This is a genomic window from Lamprocystis purpurea DSM 4197 (genome assembly GCF_000379525.1).
GTDB classification, from domain to species: Bacteria; Pseudomonadota; Gammaproteobacteria; order Chromatiales; family Chromatiaceae; genus Thiodictyon; species Thiodictyon purpureum.
Map to the genome: position 1 here is coordinate 139,716 of NZ_KB902509.1, position 18,386 is coordinate 158,101.

At 62.8% G+C, this 18,386-nt stretch carries 13 protein-coding genes; 8 read left to right on the forward strand and 5 right to left on the reverse strand.

The features are described 5' to 3' along the window. Nucleotides 1-120 precede the first annotated feature (120 nt). The 3 genes from A39O_RS0118870 to A39O_RS0118880 all read left to right on the forward strand — a co-directional run bounded on the left by A39O_RS0118870 (nucleotide 121) and on the right by A39O_RS0118880 (nucleotide 4,556). Nucleotides 121-1,974, forward strand: coding sequence for a L,D-transpeptidase family protein (locus A39O_RS0118870; protein ID WP_157640258.1), 1,854 nt, complete (start codon nucleotides 121-123; stop codon nucleotides 1,972-1,974). Nucleotides 1,975-2,357: 383 nt separating this feature from the next. Beyond that, entirely contained in the window at nucleotides 2,358-2,783 is a 426-nt protein-coding gene (locus A39O_RS0118875) for a hypothetical protein (RefSeq protein ID WP_020506227.1), read from the forward strand. 54 nt (nucleotides 2,784-2,837) lie between these two features. Then, nucleotides 2,838-4,556 carry an LruC domain-containing protein gene (locus tag A39O_RS0118880; RefSeq protein WP_020506228.1) on the forward strand — a complete coding sequence of 573 codons (1,719 nt, stop codon included), beginning with the start codon at nucleotides 2,838-2,840 and terminating at the stop codon, nucleotides 4,554-4,556. 463 nt (nucleotides 4,557-5,019) lie between these two features. Here A39O_RS0118880 and A39O_RS34245 read toward each other — a convergent pair whose 3' ends face one another. The 3 genes from A39O_RS34245 to A39O_RS0118895 are packed head-to-tail and all read right to left on the reverse strand — an operon-like array spanning nucleotide 5,020 to nucleotide 10,111. Further along, nucleotides 5,020-6,198 carry a DUF4340 domain-containing protein gene (locus A39O_RS34245; RefSeq protein ID WP_020506229.1) on the reverse strand — a complete coding sequence of 393 codons (1,179 nt, stop codon included), beginning with the start codon at nucleotides 6,196-6,198 and terminating at the stop codon, nucleotides 5,020-5,022. A gap of 3 nt (nucleotides 6,199-6,201) precedes the next feature. Continuing rightward, nucleotides 6,202-9,147, reverse strand: a complete 2,946-nt coding sequence (locus A39O_RS0118890) for a Gldg family protein (RefSeq protein ID WP_020506230.1) — start codon at nucleotides 9,145-9,147, stop codon at nucleotides 6,202-6,204. Beyond that, entirely contained in the window at nucleotides 9,140-10,111 is a 972-nt protein-coding gene (locus tag A39O_RS0118895; RefSeq protein WP_020506231.1) for an ABC transporter ATP-binding protein, read from the reverse strand. The genes A39O_RS0118890 and A39O_RS0118895 overlap by 8 nt, the downstream gene beginning before the upstream one ends. 405 nt (nucleotides 10,112-10,516) lie before the next feature. Between A39O_RS0118895 and A39O_RS0118900 the strand changes: the two genes are divergently transcribed. From A39O_RS0118900 to A39O_RS34250, 3 genes are all read left to right on the forward strand, one after another. Then, nucleotides 10,517-12,034 carry a multiheme c-type cytochrome gene (locus A39O_RS0118900; RefSeq protein WP_020506232.1) on the forward strand — a complete coding sequence of 506 codons (1,518 nt, stop codon included), beginning with the start codon at nucleotides 10,517-10,519 and terminating at the stop codon, nucleotides 12,032-12,034. Between the two features lie 545 nt (nucleotides 12,035-12,579). Next, a complete protein-coding gene (locus A39O_RS0118905; protein WP_020506233.1) occupies nucleotides 12,580-13,275 on the forward strand; it encodes a DUF6088 family protein in 696 nt (231 codons plus the stop codon). Nucleotides 13,276-13,487: 212 nt separating this feature from the next. Continuing rightward, entirely contained in the window at nucleotides 13,488-14,531 is a 1,044-nt protein-coding gene (locus tag A39O_RS34250; RefSeq protein WP_020506234.1) for a nucleotidyl transferase AbiEii/AbiGii toxin family protein, read from the forward strand. 806 nt (nucleotides 14,532-15,337) lie between these two features. On the opposite strand, the gene A39O_RS0118925 is transcribed toward A39O_RS34250, so the two are convergent. Next, the gene (locus A39O_RS0118925) at nucleotides 15,338-15,958 is read right to left on the reverse strand and encodes a Uma2 family endonuclease (RefSeq protein WP_020506237.1); all 621 of its coding nucleotides are present in this window, start codon (nucleotides 15,956-15,958) and stop codon (nucleotides 15,338-15,340) included. Nucleotides 15,959-16,037: 79 nt separating this feature from the next. Then, nucleotides 16,038-16,325 (reverse strand): helix-turn-helix domain-containing protein, encoded by a 288-nt coding sequence (locus A39O_RS0118930; protein WP_211211630.1) that lies wholly within the window; start codon nucleotides 16,323-16,325, stop codon nucleotides 16,038-16,040. A 546-nt stretch (nucleotides 16,326-16,871) separates the two neighbouring features. Here A39O_RS0118930 and A39O_RS40985 point away from each other — a divergent pair. Both A39O_RS40985 and A39O_RS40990 read left to right on the forward strand, forming a co-directional pair. Further along, nucleotides 16,872-17,051, forward strand: coding sequence for a hypothetical protein (locus tag A39O_RS40985; protein ID WP_157640260.1), 180 nt, complete (start codon nucleotides 16,872-16,874; stop codon nucleotides 17,049-17,051). A gap of 73 nt (nucleotides 17,052-17,124) precedes the next feature. Next, on the forward strand, nucleotides 17,125-18,291 hold the full coding sequence (locus A39O_RS40990) for a hypothetical protein (RefSeq protein ID WP_157640261.1): 1,167 nt from the start codon (nucleotides 17,125-17,127) through the stop codon (nucleotides 18,289-18,291). Nucleotides 18,292-18,386: the final 95 nt, after the last annotated feature.

Sequence of the window (18,386 nt, forward strand, 5' to 3'; positions counted from 1 at the left end):
TTCGGATATCATACGACGGAGCCAAGCGGCGAACCGAACGGTTCTCTCATCGCCTGGCTGATCCGCGCTCGATCCTTTCGCGTTGCGTCTTGATGCCCTTATTCGTTCCAGGAGCAGGAGATGATTCCCGCAAGCTTTTTCAGGCACCTGTTGCTGTCCATCTCCCTGATCCCGGTCGCCCTGCCAGGCGTACTTGCGGCGAGCGACACCATCACTGTTGCGCCACCCGGAGCAGCGCCGCCGGTGACTGCAACGACCGCCGACTCTGCGGCAATGAATCCGCCGGCGGTTGCCGTGCCGTCGCCGCCGGTGACCGCCGATCAGACCGCGGTCGTCGCGGTTGCGGTTTCCGAAACCAACCCGTTGCTGCGCGCGACCGCGGAGTCGATCCGCGACCAGGGGGCGCTGACGATTGATGGGGTGCCGCTGGAATCCGGTCGCGTGCTCGCGGGCTTCTATGCTGCGCGCGGTTATCGGCTGGCGTGGCTGCAGCCGGCACAGGTCGAGGCGCTGCTGCACGCGGTGGAGGCGGGGCAGGCCGCCGGTTTCCAGCCTGCCGACTACCATGTCGCCACCTTGCGCCGGCTCAGCAAGCCCGGTCATCTGGATGGCCTGGCGCCCGCGGCGCGTCTGGCCGCGGATCTTCAGTTGAGCGATGCTCTGCTGCGTTACACCTATCACCTGCGGTTCGGCCGCATCGATCCGGCGGCGGTCAACCGCTTTTGGAATCACCGCAAGGCGATTCCCGCGGAGACCCTGATTCGCTCCATGGAGCAGGTGGTCTCAGCCGCGGATACGCGCGGCAGTTTGGGCGATCTGGCAGCGAAACCGTTCTTCTTTGCCGATCTTGAGCACGCCCTCCGGAATTTCGGTAGTTCCCGCCCGCTTACCGCATCGCCGCAGATTCCCCAGGGGAAAAAGCTGGTGCCGGGTCGCCGTGACCCGCGGGTCGTCACGCTGCGGGAGCGGTTGCGGGCGCTCGGTGACGAAACCCCGGCTCCGCAGGACCCGGAGCTGTTCGACCCCGCGCTGCGTGATGCCCTGATGAAGTTCCAGCAGCGCTCCGGCCTCAATGCGGATGGGGTTGCCGGTGCGGCGACGATCACGGCACTCAATCAGCCGTTCGACGAGAAAAAGGCCGATCAGATCCGCATCAACCTGGAGCGGATGCGGTGGTTCTACGATGATCTGTCGGCGGATTACGTCCTGGTGGACGTGGCGGGCTTCATGGCGCATGTCGTACGTGACGGGCGGATCGACTGGAGTACGCGCGTCGTCGTGGGCACTCCGAAGGATCAGACGCCGAGTTTCCGTGACGAGATGGAACATGTCGTCTTCAATCCGACCCGGACAGTCCCACCGTCGATCCAGAAAAAGATGCGCGGTGTTTCGAGCCGCTTCAAGGTGGTGGATCGGCGCACCGGCCGCGCGGTCAGCGGCGCCAACGTGAGTGATCCGCGGCGTTACAGCATCGTCCAGGGGCCTGGGCCATCCAACGCCCTGGGGCGTGTCAAGTTCATCTTTCCGAATGACCATGCGGTCTACCTGCATGATACCCAGAGCAAGGGACTGTTCAGCCAGAGCGTCCGGGCCTACAGCCATGGCTGTGTGCGGGTGCAGGACCCGTTGAAGCTGGCCGAGGTGATCCTGGGCGAGGCCAATTGGGATCGGCGCCAGATCGACCGTGTGATCTCGACCAATAAGACGCGGTATGTCATTCTGGATGAGCGGCTGCCGGTCTTGCTTTACTATCTGACCGCCTACGCTGACGAGGACGGCAGGGTCGGATTCCGGTCGGACATCTATGGGCGCGACGCGGCCCTGCGTCAGGCGTTCAAGGGTCCGGCCAGCGCATTGCGGATCGCGTTCCCCGCACCCCGCCCGTTGGCGGACCCCGCCGCCCCGCAGACGAAGCCCGTCGCGGGGCGCACCGCGGCGACACCGGTTCCGGCGCCTACCGGGCCGGGTGCGTGAAGCGGCGATCGGCAATCGTCCGGATCTTTGTCACTTGGTGACCCCGTGGAAGCGGCCTCCGGCCGCGCCGCCGACCCGACGGAGTTTTTCCCGGTCGTCTATTGACCGTGAGGGCGCTTGCGCCCTCCGCCCCCTGCTGCTGAGAACGCCGCCGTCTCCTTAGGCGCAACCCGGTCGCTGCGCCCCCCTCGACCAACATCCCAGGTTGTGAACCCGGTCACAGGTTGCCGGTCGTGACCCTGTTATATATTACCCTGTTCGTATCGGTTTCTTAACGAATGATCCAGGTCGAGCTCCCGGTGGCGGCGATACGATCAGGCATCTCATCGCGGGCGTCGTCCCCGCGCTTCGAGCCGGGGCCTATCATGAACGGAAAAAGCAAAATGACGCGCAAGTTTGGTCACTTCTTCCTGTTGGTCTTGCTGAAACTGCTGATGCCGGTCGGCTGCGCCCAGGCCGGCGATACCACCTCCAAGACCAGCGGTCCACTCAATCAGGTGGTGCAACCGGATCAGGCCTTTGGCTTCGATACCGAGCGGGATCTCTGGGTCGAAGTGAGCGTAAACGATGTCGAAGGTGCACCCGCGGGACAGCGCACGGTTGAAGTCCTTGAACCGATCGACGGTGAGGACGGCGGTTTTCGTGTGATCGAGCGCGGACTAACCGACGAGTGGGGCAATTTTGACCGTCAAATCCGCGTCCCCAGTTCGGTCAAGAATGTCTTGATTCGGGTGGGCGTATTCGGTATCGATAATTCTGCGCTGGTGCCGGTCGACGCGACCCTCAATCTGCATCACGAGTTCGGTTGATCCAGCATGCACAACCATTTCAGAAAGACACCAGCCATTGATCAGGTGACAGCCATGAAGCACCGCGACCACGCGCTCACCCGCCGACTCACCCTCGCGGCGGCAGTCGCCGGGGTGCTGGCCGCCACGACGGCTACCGCGGCGGTATCGGAACCAATCCAGTATCGATTCCTGTTCGGCGACGGTTACGGGGCGGCAGTCTACAAGGCCAACTACGATAATCAGGGCATTCCCAAGAAGATGGACCTGACGCCTCAGCCGGTCAGTGCCGATCTCATGGAACGGATTGCGCAAACCCTGCCGGAATCGAAAGACGTGCGGGTGACCGGGGCGAGCGCCTTGATCGCCGACAGTGATTCATCGACACTCAATCTCACCAAAGATGCCGATATCTGGATGACCTTCCTGCACGAGGGAGCGGGTTACCAGAACGCGATCGGCTATTATGCCTATCCGGCCAAGAGCCCGCCGCAGAGCCGCGATGAGGTGGAGTACACCGTGGTGTGGCCCAATACCTCCTACTCGACCTCCGGTGGCAATTCCCTTGGACTCAAGACCGGCCAGCAGGTCTATCTGGGCCGCTTTCCAGCCGGAACCAAGATCGGCTTCTTTCTGATCGCCAACGGCTGGGATGGCAGCCAGGGGGTGACCGAGCGCTATCCGGGTTGGGTCTGGCACAGTCTGCAAAGCCTGAATATGGAGACAAACCCGTTGCTGCGCGCCCATATCATCCTGCTCAGGGACGAGACCAACGAACAATTGGTCCTGGGAGTGGAGGATATCAATCGCGAGAAGAGCAATTGCGACCAGGATTTCAACGACGTGATGGTCAGCATCCAGGCCAACCCCTTCGAGGCCATTTCCAAGGAAAAGATCGCGGAGTTGGTTGATCCCGCCGACCCGGACAAGGACGGGGTGATGAACTCGGATGATGACTATCCACAGGACCCGTTACGCGCCTCGCGGGTGACCTACCCGAGCAGCACCGGCCGCGCCCAGTTGGCGTTTGAAGATATGTGGCCGATCGAGGGCGACTATGACCTGGACGATCTGGTGTTGGCCTATACCCTGACCGAGGTCCGCGATGCCGCGGGCCTGATCCGCGATCTGGAGGGCAGCTTTCAGATCAAATCGCGCGGGTCCGCGTATTCCCAGGGGTTTGGCTTGAACTTCCCCAATCTGCTTCCTGAGGATCTGGCGTCCGGGAGCCTTTGGGTCGACGAGGCGGCCAGCCGGCCGCTGACCGCCGAGCCGGAGCAGCGGTCGCTGACCCTGCTGTTGATTGACGACTCCAAGAAGCTGGCGGATCGCAATCCCGGCAGTCGGACCTGTTACGCGGCCAAGTTCAATGCCGAGCGCAACTGCCCGGAGGTGAAAGGACCCACCGTGCATTTCCAGGTGACCTTCAAGGAGGCGCTGACCCGCGACGCACTCGGGGCCGCACCCTATAACCCCTTCATCTACATCGTCGGGGATCGGCCGCGCGAGACGCATCTTCCCGATCATCCGCCGACCGATAAACATAAGACGTGGCTGTTCGGTTGGCAGAATGAAGGCAGCGACCCCAAGATCGGCCGCTATTTCAAGACCAAGGCTGGACTGCCCTGGGCGATCAATCTGCCGGATGAGTGGCAACAGCCGCTGGAGAAAAACCCGGTCAACAACTGCTATCCCGGCTTTGTCAACTGGGTCAACACCGCCGGTGCCAAGGATGCGGACTGGTACAAGTCTCCGGTGGCGGGCTGTGTGTTTCCTTATCCGGCGCCGAAATAGCGTCCGGGGCTCGGTTGAAGATCGCGCGGTCGGCCTCGATCAAGATTCCGGCCACTTGGGCTCGCCGGGTGCGTAGTCAGGCCATCCTGGCCTGACACCGTCAGGGCTGGAAGCCCTGACTACGCACGCCCCTGGCCGGGACTACGATCAAGACCGCGCGGTCTGACCTAAGGCGATTGCCGGATTTGACGGCAATCGCCTTGGTTTATCGCCTTCGGACGTGATAACCGGACGTAGGGGCGGGTTTGAAACCCGCCCCTACACGAAGGTCTGTCTGGATATAGCCTTCGGACCTGATTACCGGACGTAGGGGCGGGTTTGAAACCCGCCCCCAACACGAAGGTCTGTCTGGATATAGCCTTCGGACCTGATTACCGGGCGTAGGGGCGGGTTTGAAACCCGCCCCTACACAAAAGTCTGTCTGGATATCAGGTGCGAACGCTATAACGGCCGGGCGACCGTCCTATCGCGCTGGGTCTGATCCCGGCTGGGGCTGAGTCACGTCATCCGCCACGGGGGCTTGCTCCGGAGTCGGTGGTGGTTCCGCCGTTTCCTCCAGCGCCGGGGGGGCTTCGTCCTCGATCGCCGCTTCACCGCCCGCGGGAGGGCTCGCCGCGTCCGGTGGCGAGGCTTGCGGCGCCGCGGCCGGGGCCTTCCCGAGTAACTGGTCACGGGTCACATCGGCTAATCCCTCCAGGTCCATGTCGGACAGCTTGAAGTACCAGGGCCGGTCCGCGGCCTTGAGTACGGAGTCGGTGCCGTCCTTCATCTTGGAGATGCGGTACTCACGGGCGCTGCCGTCCGCCAGTTGCAGACGCAGGTCCAGGGTCGGCGCGGCCTGGTTGTACTCGGGCTTATCCTGCGTGCCCAAGATCCCACGGTAGCTCAGGCTGCTGATGCGCCCCAGCAGGTTGATCACGGCCGCCGCGTCCGGTTTCTCATCCGTGCCTTCCAGTTGCCAGCCGTCCTGACCCTTGATCAAAGTCCAGTCGGCGGTGCTGATGCGCTTGATCTGCTCCTGGTCGATCTGCAACTGGTCACGGGTGAGCCAGTCGTCATGCCGGTTGGACACTTCGAAGAGCGGCAGTTCAACGTCGTAGACCGCCGACTCTCCGCCGACCCGGACCAACTGGCGCTTGAAGCCGGGCGAGTCACCGAGCAGCAGGGTCGCGACCGGCGTATCGCCCGACTCGAGCGTGATCTTGCGCTCGAATCCGTCGTCCGCCACCTTGTGCCGCTTGAGTGCCTCGCGGCTGGTCGCCACCGGCAGCGGACGCTTGAGCACGGCCAGCTTCTCCACGAGCTGATCGATCTTGGCCCCGTCGGCCGGGAAGTCACCCAGATCGGCGATCAGCCAGCCCTGGTCTCCACGGGCCAGGAGCACGCTCTGATCGCCGCCCTCGATCCGCACTGCCGTGACGGTCTTGGCGTCGAACGGCAGCAGCGCGGTGTCCGCGGCGCTCGGGTTCAGGGTGCCGCTGCCGCCCGCACCGAGCAGGAGTGCCGCGGCCAATTGCAGGCCCAGGAGCAACGCGAGTCCGAGCGTCATGGGCGCCAGCAGGGTGGCGGTCCACTCCTGGAGACGCGAACGGGCTGGGAGGCCTGGTTGCAGGGTGCCTTGTTTCATGCTGGTGTTCTCCATGGATCAGCCCTTGCCTTGCGTCGACGCCGGTTCGAGATAGCGCGCCAAGGCCCGATCACGCCGCTGCCGCGACCGGCGTGCCAGCCAGTAGAGGAGCGCCAGGCCACCCAGGGCCAGGGCATAGTTCAGGTACTCGTAGGCCATCCGCCCCTCGCGGCTCAGTGGTTCGAGCAGCCGGCTGAACTGGCCGCGGCCGCGCAGGGTTAGCAAGCCCCGGTCCTCCAGTGACCACTCGACGGCGTTCTGCACCAGTTCGATGGGTTTCAGATAGCGGCTCTGCGTCGCCTCGCTGGCCAGCGTGATGGCGGTGTCGGTCAGGAAGCTGTCCGAGCCGAGCAGGATCAAGCGCGCCGCGGCGGGGGAGGATTCGATCACCCCCGGGGCGACCGGCGGTTTAGCCGGCGGCTTGGCAGCGGTTGGCGTCGCCGCGTCCGGATCGTCCGTCTGCGGCTGCGCCGTGTCGGCCGCCTTCGTCTCCTGGTCCGCCGGGTCAGGCAGCAAGGGTGATGGCTTGCCGATGAAGGCCGAGCTGAAACGTCCCTCGACTGCCACCGCCAGCACCTTGGTGCCTTGGTCGTCGCCAATCGGGAAGCCCAGGTCGCCATGGGCGCGGAAGTCCGGCTGCATCTCGGTCGAGTCGCTGGTCCAGGCGTCACTGGAACTGCGGATGAGTTCGGTGACGCGATGGTTTGCGGTCTTCTGCGGATCGACCTGAATGGGCGAGGACCAGTTCATGGTGATCTGACCCAGGTTGGCGGTGATCCCCGATTCGTTGGAGAGGCCCTCGGCCCGTACGTCCGGGAAGTAGGGGTAATCCAGCATCTGGATCTCTTCCACCATGAAACCGCCCAGATTGCGCTGTACCGGGATCGGGAAGGGCGTGTTCTGCGGGTCGAGCACCAGTGACTTGCCCAAGCTCAGCCCCTGGGCCGCCAGCCAGGACTCCAGGCCCGTGTCCTGGGGTTGCGCGCTGATCGCCCCGCGTCCCAGTTCGACATGGAAGCTGGAGGCCGCAACCAGGACGGTGCCGCCCTGCATCAGGAACTGATCCATGGCGAATTGCTGCTTCTGGTCCAGATCCCGCGGTCCCAGCACCAACAGCAGGTCCGCGTCAGCCGGCACCTGGCCGGTTTTCAGATCGGTTTCCAGCAGATTGAAACCGTCGCGCAATTGCGCCTGGAGCATGCCATAGTCCGGACGGGCCGCCGGCATGCCGAACTCCCCGCCGGCCTGGGGCGGGGTATAGACCGCCAGGGTGCGCAGGACACCGGGGGCGAAACGCTTGATACCCGCCTCGATGGCGCGTTGCAGACCCGCCTTGTCCAGTGACTCGGGCAGGGGCACCGCCTCGGCGCGCGTCCCGGACTCCAAAACCAGGTAGAAATAGAAGGGCGTGGGGTTGAGCAGGTCGATCACCAGCGGCTTGAAGCCGAAGCGGTCCTCGACCTCCCGGGTCAGCGCCTGATTGGTTGCCGGGTCCTCGATGCTGAAGCTGAAGCGGTCGGCGGATTTGGCCTGCAAGTCACCGAGCAGTCCCTCCAGATCAGCCCGCAACGCGGGCAGCGGCTCGGGCAGTTGACCCGGCGCCGAGACGAACGCGCGCAGCTTGATGGGCTGACCCAGGCCGGTGAACAGGTCGCCGCCGCCCTGATAGCCGTACAGCACCTTCTTGATCGCCCGGGTGATGTCGTACTCGGGGTTGCGCAGCCGCACATCGAGATCGTTCTCGCCGCGGACCTTGACCTCGATCAGATCCTGGAAGCCCAGATGCTCGAACTGGTCGCCATACTTCACCACCAGGTCGAAGTAGGAGTTGACGACCCCCGACTGGTATTTGCTCGCGGTCTGGAAGGCCACGGGACGGATGCCGAACTGTTCGCCGGCCTCGCGCTCCAAGTCCGGATGGTCCGCCGGGTCGACGAACTCCACCCGCACCCGGCCGCCGCCGGCCACCTGATATTCGCGCAGCAGATCGCGAATCTGCGGGACCAGGGGGGCCAGCAACGGATGGGTCTGGGCGCTGAAATAACCGCGGATCAGCAAGGGTTCCTGGATCTGGTCCAGATAGGTCCGGGTGGCGTCGGAGACGGTGTAGACCTGGCCCTGGGTCAGGTCGGTGCGCGCCCCGTCGACCTCGTGCAGCCACAGATTGGCGGCCAACAAGTTGGCGGCGGCCAGCAGGGTGATCAGGGTGAGGCGGCGATGACCCGCCGGCCGGTCGCTGTCCGGCGCCCAGCGCAGCCGCTCCAGGCTGTAGACCGTGAGTGCCAGGAAGACACCGACGATGCTTGCATAGTAATAGAGGTCGCGCAGGTCGATGACGCCGCGGGTGATCGAATCGAAACGGGACCCGCTGCCGAGCAGGCGCAAGAGTTCGCCGCCGCGATTGCCGACCAGGCTGGTCAGGGCCTCGGAGCCCAGCAAATAGAACAGGGCACAGACCAGGACGCTGCCGATCAGGGCGACGATCGGGTTATCGGTTCGGGAGGAGACGAAGAGCCCGATCGAGAGATAGGCCGCGGCCAGCAGCAGAGTCGCCACATAGGCCCCGATGACCGGACCCCAGTCCAGCGGACCCAACAGCGAGACGGTCACCGGCAGCGGCAGGGTCAACGTCAGGGCGATGGTGACCAGAGCGAGCGCGGCCAGGAACTTGGCCGCCACCAGCCGCCAGGTCGGCACCGGCAGCGTCAGCAGGATTTCCAGGGTCCCCGCCCGGCGCTCCTCGCTCCACATACGCATCGTGAGCGCGGCACACAGAAAGATCAGCAGCACCGGCATCCACTCGAACAGCGGGCGGGCGTCCGCGATATTGCGGGCGAAGAAGGCCTCCACCCAGAAGAACACGAACAGGCACACGGCGAGAAAGGTGCCGATGAAGATATAGGCCACCGGAGAGCCGAAGAAAGCGGCCAACTCCTTGCGGGCGATACGCAGAATGTCAGACATGGGCGGTCTCCGTGACGGTCTGGGCGGATGGCGCGTCGGCGGGGGTCGCGGCCCCGGAGACGGCGCGGAACAGGGCCTCCAGGTCGCGCCGCTCCGGTTCCAGTCCGAACAGATTCCACCCCTGATCGGCCATCGCGCGGGCGACGGCCGGGGCTGCTGCTGCCGCATCCTCCAGACTGAGCGCGAAACAGTGGCGCCCGGCCGGCTCGTCCACCAATTCCACGCCGGTCACCCCAGGTAGGGCGCTGAGAACGGGCGCCGCCTCCGCCGCGGGGCGATCCAGGGTGACCCGCAGCCGCGGATGACGGCCGATGGCATCGCTGCTGCTGTCGAGCGCCAGACGCCCGCCGCTCATGATGAGCACCCGGCCGCAGATCGCCTCGACTTCTTGCAGGATGTGCGTGGAGACGATGATGGTGGCGTCCTGCGCCAACTCCTGGATCAAACCGCGCATGTGCTGGATCTGGGTCGGGTCCAGGCCGTTGGTCGGCTCGTCGAGGATCAGGATCTTCGGACTGTGCAGGATGGCCTGGGCCACCCCCAGGCGCTGGCGATAGCCGCGCGACAGGGTCGCGACCGGGGCGCTCGCCTTGGCGGTCAGGGCGGTGCGTTCCACCGCCTGACGGATGGCTGCCGGCCGCGCGTGCCGCGGGATGTCGTGCAGGACGGCCTGATACTCCAGCGCATCCAGCACCGTCTGCTCCGGGTAGAGCGGACAGTTCTCGGGCAAGTAGCCGACGCGGCGCTGGGCCGAGCGGCGGTGCTCGGCCAGGTCCAGCCCGTCGATGCGGATGGTCCCGCTGCTCGGCTCCAGATAGCCGGTCAGCATTTTCATGATAGTGGTCTTGCCGGCCCCGTTGTGGCCGAGCAGCCCGACGATCTCACCGTGGCCGATATCGAAGGAGACCCCCGACACTGCCTTCAGCTCGCCGTAACTCCGACTGAGCTCGCGAACCTCGATCATGCGTGACTCCCGTGTCTGCTGTGGTTGGTTGATGATTGGAACCGCGACGCGCTCCGGATCGGCCGCGCGCCGACGGTGCCGGTGCGGGCGGTAGAGTCAACAGTGCGGCGGTTGTGGTCAAGTGACCAAAAATTCAGATTCATCCGTGTTCGTTGCGTTGGAGCGGTCGCAGCGCACCATTCACGGTGCGGAAAAGTGAGGTCGCGTTTGACTTGGATCAAGGCCCTTGGGGGCCGCTCTCGGCAAGGTTGCTGGTGCAATCCTTCCAGGAAGCGCAGTCAGCGCACAGCCGTCAGCTGTTGCTGCGCCAGCGCTCCCAAGGCCGTGTTCTACACTCAAGCTGATGGCTGACTGCTCATGTCAGGATTATCCAAACCGCCAGAAAGCAAGAGAGAGGAGTACATCATGCTGCATCACCACTGCAACCGCCGACCGGCCAACGGCGCCGGCCTGGGTCGCTGTCTGTGCATCGTCGTTGGTCTGCTGGGTTTGCTTCAGACGGCCCAGGCCGAACGTGCCGTGGGTCAGCCCGGAGTCGACTGGGGCGATCCGCGCGGGCAGGACTGCGTGGACTGTCACATGACCGAGAGCCCCGCATTGCATCTCGAGTGGAACCGCAGCAAGCACGGACAGGCCGGGGTCACCTGCCTGGATTGCCACGAGGCCAAGGAAGGCGAGATCGACGCCTTCAAACACGAGGATGCGCTGATTTCCATCGTCGTGACCCCGAAGGACTGCGCGCGCTGCCACAACACCGAATTCCAGCAGATGGACGGTTCACACCATGCCAAGGCGGGTGACATTCTGGCCTCGCTGGACAACCTGCTAGGCGAAGTTCTCGGCGGACCCGAGGCGGTGAACGCCGGCTGTCGTCAGTGTCACGGCGGGACACTCGAGTTTGTGACCGAGGGCAAGAACAAAGGCCGGCCCTTGCCGGGCAGTTGGCCGAACACCGGCATCGGCCGCATTAACCCGGACGGCTCCAAGGGCTCCTGTTCCGCCTGCCATGGCCGTCACCGGTTCTCACGCGCCCAGGCACGTACCCCCGACACCTGCGGCAAGTGTCATGTCGGGCCGGATCATCCACAAATGGAAGTTTATAACGAGTCCAAACACGGCATCATCTACCGTGCCCAGATCGCCGAGATGAACCTGGATTCGGACAAGTGGGTCGCCGGCGTGGACTATTCCGCAGCCCCCACCTGCGCCACCTGCCACATGAGCGCCGGCCCCGGCATCGGCAAGACTCACAACGTGGGCGAGCGCATCTCCTGGACCCTGCGTCCGCCGATCTCCACCAAGATCAACCTGGTGCGGCTGGAGAACGGGCAGGAGTTCGATGTTCCCGAGGGCAAGCCGATTCCCGCGGTGGGGGATGCCGCCCAGGGCTCCAAGGTCGTCGAAGTGCTGACCTGGAAGGACCGCCGCGCCAACATGGAAAAGGTCTGCTTCGGCTGCCATTCCACCAGCGTCATCGAGGGCCACTATGCCCAGTTCGACGGCGTCGTGGACCTCTACAACGACAAGTTTGCCAAGCCCATCGCCGCGGTAATGGCTGAGTTGAAGGACAAGGGCTACATCACGCCCGCGCCCTTCGACGAGAAGATCGAATGGACCTGGTGGGAGATCTGGCACCACGAGGGCCGCCGCGCCCGCCATGGGGCCTCCATGAGCGGTCCGGACTACACTTGGTGGCACGGCATCTACGAGGTGGCCAAGAACACCTACTTCGAGTGGATACCGGAACTCAACGAGGTCGTCCATAAGAAGGATGGCAACGAGAAGTTCGCCAAGGCCCTGCTGACAAAGCACTTCAAGCCCATCCCTGGCCATGATTGGTACTTCAGCGGCATGAACAAGGACGCCATCGACAAGGTTCGTGCCGGCTTTGAGGATCGTTACGGTAAAGGATCGCTAAAATAGGGGCGATGACCAGGGCGCCCCGCGCTTCCCGGTCGCGCGCCGCGTCGCGGGCCTTGGTCATAAACCCGGCCACCGCGCGATCTGCACCGTCGTCGGTCCGCACAGCGGACCCTACAGGTCACGGTGTCACCGTAGGGTCCGCTGCGCGGACCGTCCAACTGCCGTTCTGGCTCCCACGCTCCTGCGTGGGAGCACGTGCGGGCGCTCCGCGTCCGGCGCCAAGACCGGACGCGGAGCGCCCGCCCGGCATTCCCACGCGGAGCGTGGGAACGAGAAGCCGCGTCGTCCGCGCTTAACTTAATGGCAGTGAGGGTCCGCTGTGCGGACCGTCCGCGGACGGTCGAAACGATGATCAAGGCCGCGTCGCCGCTCGAGAAACCGGACTTGCCGAATCGGTGTTTTCGGCTTCCTGCCCTTGATCATTCCAGGAAATGATGGATTACGGGTTTTGGCCAGAACCGTGAACTGGTGAGCCTTACCTCAGGGTCTACCCCCGATGATTGTTGAGCTTGCCTTTGTCAGAAAAACGTACTATTTTTTCTGACATGACCACGACCAAAGACCCGCTGTCCCTCGCCGAGCAGATTTGCGAGCGCTTCGCCGGTGCAGCGTCCGGGCAAGTGCTCACGCCCCGCGATTTTCTCGATCTCGGCAGCCGCGCCGCCATCGATCAGGCGCTGACCCGCCTGTGTCGGGATGGGCGCCTGCGCCGGGTCGGCCGCGGGCTCTACGCCTTGCCGCGCGAGCATCCGCTGTTCGGCGAGCTGTCCGTCACCAGCGACGCGGTCGCCGCAGCCCTGGCGGGCCGCGATGCGCTGCGCCTGCAACCGGCCGGTGCCTATGCCGCCAACCAACTGGGTCTGACCGAGCAGGTCCCGATGAAGCTCCTGTTCCTGACCGACGGCCCGACCCGCATGCTGCGCCTCGCCGACGGTCGCGAGATCGTCCTCAAGCAGACTACCCCGCGCAACATGCAGACCGCCGGGCGCATCAGCGGTACCGTGATCGCAGCGCTGCGCTGGCTCGGGCGGGACGCGGTGGATAGCGACATTATCGGCAAGCTGCGCCGGCGATTGTCCGACCAGGACAAAGCCACCCTGCGCGAGGATGCGCCATGCGCGCCGGCCTACTGGCTTACAACCGCGCTGCGCCACATCGCCGACGAGGCCGAGTCGGGCTTGTCGCCACCCGTCAAGGGTGCGTCCGTGCTCGCCAATTCAACACGCCGGATGGGCGGATAGTTGGCTGGAGCACCCCCCCCATGGAGTCGTCCGACCGAGCTAAGCCAGGCGACCGGGGTGGGGTTGCCTTATTGCGCAGCAACAAGCCCCCCCACGAAGCATTGGCCGCGCTAGTCCAGTAAATGTGCTCAATGGGGGGAAACTACGTTGTACGGTGTTTGCCCCCAAGGAGCAGTGACCGCTCGAGTCCATGACGACGGAGACCACGACCCTTGGATCAGTTCCTAACCCTGTCCGCCGCGGATCGCGTCGTCGCGTTCCAGCAGGCCGAAGCCCGGTTGCGCCTGCCGGCCGCCAGCATTGAGAAAGACTTCTGGGTCTGCTTTACGCTGCGAGCCCTATTTTCGTTGCCGGACTGGCAGGACCATCTCACCTTCAAGGGCGGCACCTCGCTCTCAAAGGCCTGGGACCTGATCCAGCGCTTTTCCGAAGATATCGATCTGGTCATCGACCGCCCATTCCTCGGTATCGAAGGCGACGCCGCGCCGGAGAACGCCCCATCCGCGAAGCAAAAGCGCAAGCGGGTCGAAGGCGTCAAGGAGCGGGCACGGGCCGCGATCCAGGAACGCCTGTTGCCGACGCTCGAACAACATCTCGCCACGGTCATCCCGCCGGTTCTCCACTGGAACCTCGTGGCGGATCCCGACGACCCCGATCGACAAACCTTGCTGTTTCACTACCCGGGCGTCCTCCAGCCTAAGGAGGCGAGCCTATCGCCCTATGTCCGCCCGGTCGTGCGGGTGGAGCTTGGCGCCCGTTCCGACACCGAACCGCTGGAGCACTGCGAAATCGAGCCGGACATCGCCAGGGTCTTTCCGGCGGCGGTCGGCCTGGGCCGGTTCACAGTGCGCGTGGTTTCACCCAAGCGGACCTTCATCGAAAAGGCGATGCTGTTGCACGAACAGGCCTGCCGGAAGACGCCCAAGCCACCCAGGGCGCGGCTCTCCCGCCACTACTACGACGTCTACTGTCTGATCGGGGCCGGAATCGCCGACGCGGCCCTGACCACCGAAGGGCTCTTCGCCAACGTCGTCCGGCATCGCGCGATCTACTTTCCGGAATCCTTGCACGATGACCATGGCTACGACGGCCTGACCCCGGCAGGGCTCAGATTGCGACCCGCCCCGGCTTTCCTGTCTGACTGGCGGGCCGACTATCAGAAGATGCGGGAATCGATGTTCTATGGGCCGTCGCCGGATTTCGAGGAGGTCTTGCGCGAGGTCGGGCGGTTCGAGGATGGTCTGCGCGGGCGCTGAATGTTCGCGACCGCCACGTCCATCGGTCGTTTTCCAGAAATCGGACGCGTGGTCCCTGAGGTTGGAGACGTAGCGGTCAGGGAGCGTTTCGTCCATAGCTACCGGGTGATTTATCGAAATCATGAAGCTCAATCGCTTGATTGTGAAAGTCGCCACGCTGGACGACGACTCGGACGACGGATTTGTCGAGGGCTCGTCGGCACAGCGTATCGATTGCGTGTGGGATATTACGGTCGCTCTCTGGTCGGTTGCGACCCGGGGGGAAATACATGCTGAATCGAGACTACGCCGAGATGTTGCAGTGCTTAAAGCAGATCCTGGGCGGCTCGATCTTTACGCAGATCCAGGACCTCGGCAAGAGCGGCCATCCCAATAAGCAGCGCTGAGTACCGACTCCTGGTCGCGGATGGCAACAGTAACGATCAGGCGCTGACCCGCCTGTGTCGGGATGGGCGCCTGCGCACGGCCCGACCCGCATGCTGCGCCTCGCCGACGGTCGCGAGATCGTCCTCAAGCAGACTACCCCGCGCAACATGCAAACCGCCGGGCGCATCAGCGGCACCGTGATCGCAGCGCTGCGCTGGTTCTAACCCTGTCCGCCGCGGATCGCGCCGTCGCGTTCCAGCAGGCCGAAGCCCGGCTGCGCCTGCCGGCCGCCAGTATCGAGAAAGACTTCTGGGTTGCACGAACAGGCAATGGGGTCTCGCGCTTAACTTAGCGCCATTCCGCTCTGGCCCCTTCCCGCTCAGGTTCGGACACCCGATTCAGGACGCCCGGGGCAACGTCCGGGCGCCGGATCAACGGCGCTACGGCGTGGTGCCCCCGGCGCGCAGCGCCGCCTGAAACCCGCGGATGGCGTCGAAGGTGGTCGGGCTGTCGAGGAAGCCTGTCAGGAGTTCCAGGTCCAGGCCCGGCAGAACCTCGCTCGCGGCGATCGGGACATAGTGCTCGCCGCGCAGGGCGTAGGAGGTGATACGGCCCTTGCGCCAGAACCAGACCTCGGCCACCCCGAGCCGGCGGTAGATGGCCAGCTTGTCGATCCGCCCGGCGGTCCACACTACCTCGATTGCGAGCTGCGGGCGCTCCGCCGTCTTGGGATCGCCGAAGAGATAGCTCTCGTCCGGTTCGACCCCGCGCGACTTGGGCTTGGACTGAAGTGTCCAAGAGCCGACCGTCAGGAAGGGGATGCCGCGCTCCAGGCACCAGGTCTCGACCAGGCAGCCGATCATCGACTTGACGGACTCGTGGGTTTGCGAGGGGCTCATGATCTCGACTGTCCCGTGGAGGTAGGCGATGCGGGGCGCGGAGTGGTCGCCGCGGATCGCGAGCAGGCGCTCGTAGTCGGCCCAGGTGACCCCGTGCAGTTGGATGATGTGATCGTCGGTCGGGGAGTCGTCCCGGTCGGTGTACCTGGGTTGCGCGGTCATCGAACCGTTCCTCCGGGATGGGTTTGGCGGGGAGTCGGCGAAGTGTCGGCGCGGTGCCCTCTCAGCGCAAGATCACGGGCTAGATTACCCCGCGCCGCAGGTCCAACCAGGCGGCCAGCTCAACCCGCTGCGCCGGGGTCAGCGCCGTCAGCCTCAGCACCAAGTCGGCCAGCCAGTCGTCCTCGCAGTAAAAGTAGGTCACCGAAACCCCGAGAACCTGAGCCAGCTTGCGGGCCGTCTCAAAAGGCGGCTCGTGTACACCTGTCTCGTAGCGGCTGATCCGGGCGCTGCTGCACCCCTCATCCAGCCCAATGAGAACGCCCAACTTGTCCTGGGCCAGTCCCGCGCGCTCGCGGGCTTGGCGCAAGCGCGCACCGAAGCAGCAAGGCGTCGTTGAGGATTTCTTGACCATGCGGGGATGGTCGCGACATCCCCTTGTATCAACTCTACGAAAAACGTAGACTCTAGCTGCGGTTATTCTTCGCTGGTCGGCAGTGTGACCAGCCCTTGATGCCGACCGGTCTGCGCCGGTGCGGCCGAGTGTTTTTCGCCTCGCTTACTTGGAGGTGGTAGATATGGCGATGCTGGCCCCCCGCCGCTCAGCGGCATGCGCTCCGAACTTTCGTCCTCTGGCTTTGCTAGGCCGACTTTGCCATTGGTCAAGAGGCGAACGGGGTCAGGTCTCACGTCTTGCCTGTCGCCTCACGTCAGGCAAAAGGCAAGACCTGACCCCTTGACTCTGTGACCCCTTGACTCTGGCGCGCCGGGCGCCGTGCCACGACCCGAGATCAGCGCGGCGCGCACAACGGATAAACGCTTATTCGTTAGGCCGTTCATGGTTGTTGGCGATTAACCGTGACGAGCAATTGCAACTGGTCTAATCGTCTATTTTTTACCTTATTAAGAGGTTCATATGTCTGAGCATGAGGTCGTCGAAACAATATATGGAAAATATTCAAAATATGAAATTGTCAAAGAGTCTGGAGGTGTGTTCGGTAGCCCGAAATTCTATATTAGGAAAGATGGCAAACCATTCAAAGGCTCATATTCATCACTTGCCGCAGCAGTAGATGCTGCAAAAAGAGAAGGATAGTCAACAACAAGATGAGCGGCACGACAGATGTACTTGCACTGCTCGACGACTCCGATAACAAGAGGGTGAGAAAATGACTGTTACCGAGTTTTTTCAGAAGATCAGTTGGCGCTCTACCCTACAGATAGCGCTGATTCGCATATTAGTAGCATCGCTTCTTTATACTATACTCTGGATTTTTAACAACGCCGATGGAGAGGCAAGTTTCATGACGCTCAATGTCTGGCTTAATATTTTAAAGTTTTGGCTTGGACTTTCAGTTATATTAGCTGTCGCGATGGCAATTGCAATTCCGGTTAGCGCCTTATCACGAGCAGGCGTGCCTCTCATTGGTCTATTATCACTACCTGCCTGGCTTATCGCGGTTGGCGATCCACTCGTATGGATTGTATGGAGGCTCAAGCCAGAATGGGTGCCAGTTGATCGGTTTCGATTAATTAATGCGCCGGTGCTTTCTGTCTTTATGGCCGATGAAGACGATATACAGGATGACAACCAAAATTCCAATGTGGGCGCTCCATTCAATACGGATACAAGCGAGAACGACAAAGACAATCCAGTGGTCGACTTTCTCATGACGTGTGATAGATCTCCTTCTGAAGGATTGGCGTGGCTTTCACGTCTTGACGAGGGTCTTCAATCGAAACCAGAGATTATGTTCGGCCGATTTATTGCGCTGCGGCACCTTGCCCTTGATGAGAACTTTCTCTCGAAAGGTTCACCGAATATCGGATCTGTTACATCTGCCGAAATTGAGCAAAAAATGACGAGTGAACAGATTTCTTTTGCAGAACAAGCTCTTGTTCAAGTAGCGAAAATTGAGGCTGTTGATCCGAGTTACATCCGCGAGATGTTTTCTGATAACGTGCATTACGGAGAATTGATGGTAGACGATATTTGTACGATTATGGAGCGCCTTGACCCAGGAAAAGTACAGCGTGTTCTAGGTTGGACGAAACTACATTACTTCGCAAATGAACGAGTAGGTTTCACTCCGAAACTATTCGATGACTCTGATCATGAATTTTTGCGTAACGCGATTCGTCAGCGTATCCGGCCAGCCAAGATAGTTCTTTCCGCTCTCTCTTATAAAAAAGGGAAAGATGACAATAATCGCCGTTTCTTCGATACGTTTCTCATGGAAAAGGATTTCAGAACAACACCGACCATGGGTGACGCTAATATGTTGTATTCATTAAGGTTTTTTGAATATGGAGAAGCAGTGATGAGCGACGCTTAGAGAGGAAATAGGGGACGTACCACAGAGGAAATAGGGGACGTACCACAGAGGAAATAGGGGACGTACCACAGAGGAAATAGGGGACGTACCACAGA

What these genes read in the sequence shown, in the direction of transcription:
- A39O_RS0118870 (WP_157640258.1), top strand. Translation starts at nt 121, where the DNA reads ATGATTCCCGCAAGCTTTTTCAGGCACCTGTTGCTGTCCATCTCCCTG.
- A39O_RS0118875 (WP_020506227.1), top strand. Translation starts at nt 2,358, where the DNA reads ATGACGCGCAAGTTTGGTCACTTCTTCCTGTTGGTCTTGCTGAAACTG.
- A39O_RS0118880 (WP_020506228.1), top strand. Translation starts at nt 2,838, where the DNA reads ATGAAGCACCGCGACCACGCGCTCACCCGCCGACTCACCCTCGCGGCG.
- A39O_RS34245 (WP_020506229.1), bottom strand. Translation starts at nt 6,198, where the DNA reads ATGGAGAACACCAGCATGAAACAAGGCACCCTGCAACCAGGCCTCCCA.
- A39O_RS0118890 (WP_020506230.1), bottom strand. Translation starts at nt 9,147, where the DNA reads ATGTCTGACATTCTGCGTATCGCCCGCAAGGAGTTGGCCGCTTTCTTC.
- A39O_RS0118895 (WP_020506231.1), bottom strand. Translation starts at nt 10,111, where the DNA reads ATGATCGAGGTTCGCGAGCTCAGTCGGAGTTACGGCGAGCTGAAGGCA.
- A39O_RS0118900 (WP_020506232.1), top strand. Translation starts at nt 10,517, where the DNA reads ATGCTGCATCACCACTGCAACCGCCGACCGGCCAACGGCGCCGGCCTG.
- A39O_RS0118905 (WP_020506233.1), top strand. Translation starts at nt 12,580, where the DNA reads ATGACCACGACCAAAGACCCGCTGTCCCTCGCCGAGCAGATTTGCGAG.
- A39O_RS0118925 (WP_020506237.1), bottom strand. Translation starts at nt 15,958, where the DNA reads ATGACCGCGCAACCCAGGTACACCGACCGGGACGACTCCCCGACCGAC.
- A39O_RS40985 (WP_157640260.1), top strand. Translation starts at nt 16,872, where the DNA reads ATGTCTGAGCATGAGGTCGTCGAAACAATATATGGAAAATATTCAAAA.
- A39O_RS40990 (WP_157640261.1), top strand. Translation starts at nt 17,125, where the DNA reads ATGACTGTTACCGAGTTTTTTCAGAAGATCAGTTGGCGCTCTACCCTA.